This is a genomic window from Verrucomicrobiales bacterium (assembly GCA_016793885.1).
GTDB lineage: Bacteria > Verrucomicrobiota > Verrucomicrobiia > Limisphaerales > UBA11320 > UBA11320.
The window spans coordinates 1-2,905 of record JAEUHE010000188.1; the positions used below are offsets into that span (position 1 = coordinate 1).

At 53.5% G+C, this 2,905-nt stretch carries 3 protein-coding genes; 2 read left to right on the forward strand and 1 reads right to left on the reverse strand.

What is annotated here, in order from left to right; all coding sequences use genetic code 11:
* Positions 1-101 precede the first annotated feature (101 nt).
* A complete protein-coding gene (locus JNN07_21910) occupies positions 102-1,490 on the reverse strand; it encodes a replication initiator protein A (GenBank protein ID MBL9170407.1) in 1,389 nt (462 codons plus the stop codon).
* Positions 1,491-1,900: 410 nt separating this feature from the next.
* Between JNN07_21910 and JNN07_21915 the strand changes: the two genes are divergently transcribed.
* Positions 1,901-2,560 (forward strand): ParA family protein, encoded by a 660-nt coding sequence (locus tag JNN07_21915; GenBank protein MBL9170408.1) that lies wholly within the window; start codon positions 1,901-1,903, stop codon positions 2,558-2,560.
* Positions 2,514-2,876, forward strand: coding sequence for a hypothetical protein (locus JNN07_21920; protein MBL9170409.1), 363 nt, complete (start codon positions 2,514-2,516; stop codon positions 2,874-2,876). The genes JNN07_21915 and JNN07_21920 overlap by 47 nt, the downstream gene beginning before the upstream one ends.
* Positions 2,877-2,905: the final 29 nt, after the last annotated feature.

The following is a 2,905-nucleotide window of genomic DNA, read 5'->3' on the forward strand; positions in this document are numbered from 1 at the left end:
GGGGCCGTGCGGACCCAGAGCACAAGTGCAAACTGATTTCGAACGCGGGCTCCCCTCTTCCCGGACCGCGTTCCCCCTCTAAGCGTAACCGCCCGCTCCTTTCAGACCCCGACCCCCATCAGCTTTAGCGCGTAAGCCTCCAGAATCGCCTTCAGAGCGACTTTCCCTAAGGTCCCACCCTTGCCTACCAACTCCCTCTCAAACGGCTTAGCACGAGCCAATGCTTCGCCCTGGGCGCGGCTCCGTTCGGTTTCCGAGAGGGAATTCCAAAATTTCTCAATTTCTGCATCCTTCTCCCTTACTTTGGCTTCCTCCCGAGCACGTGCGGCAAGTTCACGCTCTTCGGCTTTCTGCCGTCCCTTGATACGGATTTCGTTCTGACGATCTCGCTCCTCGCGGCTCACGAAGCCTTTGGGAGGGCTGTAATCCGTTCGGATGGAGGCGACCAGGAATCCAGCGGGATTGCGAGTGACTTTGGGATCCTTCTTGGCCTGAAGCCAATCAAACACCTCGAGGCGCGCTTCGATCTGGTCGGACGGGTAAGCGCCCACCACCTCGCAAGCAGTTACTGGGGTGACGCCCCTTTGAACCAAGGCCTGGGTCAAGGCATTCTGCTCAGGTGGCTTTTCGACGGGTCTCACTCGCTCAAAAATTACTCGCCAATCCCCAGAACGGACTTTGGCAAACCGGAGTTCCTCGGGCAGCGGCTGAAGGAATCCCCGCTCCTCGAGTTCTCGTATCGGAGGACGAAGCTTTCGCTTCAAGTTCGCAGTGTCATACCGCCGGGACAGGCCAATGTGTTCCCACGAAACCTCCTTCAAGTTGAATTCCCAACGGTCACGATGAAAAAACCGTTTATCCAGGAAACGATAAAGACGCTTAGCGACCGCACTTCGGAGACTGCGGAAGAAGTCAAAATCGATGCTCTTAAGGTTCCCGGCGCGGAAGCTGCGGAAGAGCACATCGTTCCAGACAAATGTGGAGAGCGGAAGCTTGGCTTGGTTGCGGCTGCGTTTGGGTGTGTCGTCCTTCGTGAAAAGCGACACATTGTCCAGGATGTGAAATTTTTCGTTCACCCAACACTGATCATCCTTGCTCCACCAAGCATTCTGGTAATAAAGCGTCACTCCCACCCACCGGTTGAGAGATTTTTCGAGACGCTCGTAACTCTTGGTCTCGTGCCTCCATCCCAAGAGCTGAATGAGTTGGTATCGAGAAAACGATACCCTCCTGTCTGAAAACTTCTGAAGTTTGGAGAGTTGGACCAGCCCGAGAATGACTTCGTCATCGAGAGCGGTGGGAAGGCCGTGTTGATCGGATGCAGTGATAGTCAGTTGGCGGGTAACCATCTCGCCTCGGTTACCATCCCAAATACGGTCCTCAAACGTCATCGTTTTCTGAGTTGGATCCAACCGATCAGCGATCGCTGACAACGGAAACTCAGCCAAGTTGAGCTCATCCTTACCCTCGGCAACCTTCGGCAAGGTCATTTTCCCTTCCTTTGATTCCAAACTATCCTCCCTGAAAAAAGAACAACAACAACCGCCCCTATTGTTGTTATGTTTTAAGTTATAAGAACAGAGTTAGAAGTTATGTCCGGAATTCGTGAATAAAATCAAAGGGTTGCAGCGATTTTTATGTCTCAAATCCCGGTAAAACCTGTCCCGGTTCCCACTACCCCCTATCTCATTTCCCGGTAAAACCTGTCTCAAATCCCGGTAAATCCATGTCTCGGTTCCCGGTATCCACCTGTCCGGATTCCCGGTGAAATTCTGTCTCAAATCCCTAAAGCATGTTTGCATGTTTGTGAGGTTGTTCACAAGCATGCATGTGAGTTTGTAAAAATGCCCTCTTGTGAGAATGCATGTTTGCCTGTTAGGTAATGTACAGGAGGCACACGATGATTTGGGCGTTCACAAATATGAAGGGGGGAGTGGGCAAGTCGACCCTGGCGGTGCACTTCTCCGCTTGGCTCCACGACCAGGGACACAAGGTTGCGCTGATCGATACCGATGTTCAAAAATCATCTTCTACTTGGCTTCAAGAAGCCTCGCCCGAAACTCCCATCTTCCGGTTACCAACACCAGACGATGTGCTCGACCAATTACCGAAGCTTCAGACCCAGTTTGATCATATCGTGGTAGATGGCCCCGGAGGGCTCTCGGAGCTCACTCGCACGATTCTCTTTCTTGCGGATATCACTCTATTGCCCTGCGGTCCGTCGGTAGTCGATCTGCGGGCGGTGACGGAGGCAATCCGAGTCGTTCGGCAAATCCAGGACATTCGAAAGGGGATACCCTCGGGCTGGATTGTTCCCAACCGGCTGCAAATTCAATATCGACTGAGCCAGGAATTCATGGAAACGGTGGGGACGCTGGCAATTCCGGCGACCAGTCCTATTCGGCTCCGGCAGGCCTACGCCGATGCGGCTGGGCAAGGAACCGTCGTGTGGAGAATGGGACTCAGAGCCAAAGACGCCGCCACAGAGATTCAGAATGTTTTGAGGGAAGTCTATGAATCAGCCACGACGATCGATGAGCGCCGCACTGCAAACGGTTGAGTTGTCACCCGAAGCTATGGCTCTGATCAAGGAGGGAACTCCGAAGCCACAAGTCGAGAGGCCGGTGCTCGTTCCAGATCGGGTTGCTACCATTCTGGAGGAGACTCCGCCGCGACAAAAGGCAACGAGACAAAAACCTGTTCCTCAACCACCGGGCTGGGCGTATGCTTCATTTCGCCTTCCCGTGGACTTGATTCCGGCTCTCATGAGAGCTTCGCTCGATCGTAAGATTCAACGGATGGAGCCATGGACCCAACAGGGAATTGCGGCGGAGGCCATCGGTCATTGGCTCAAGAAAAATGGTTACCTCGATTGAGACTTTTCGACCGATCCCTACAACGTCAG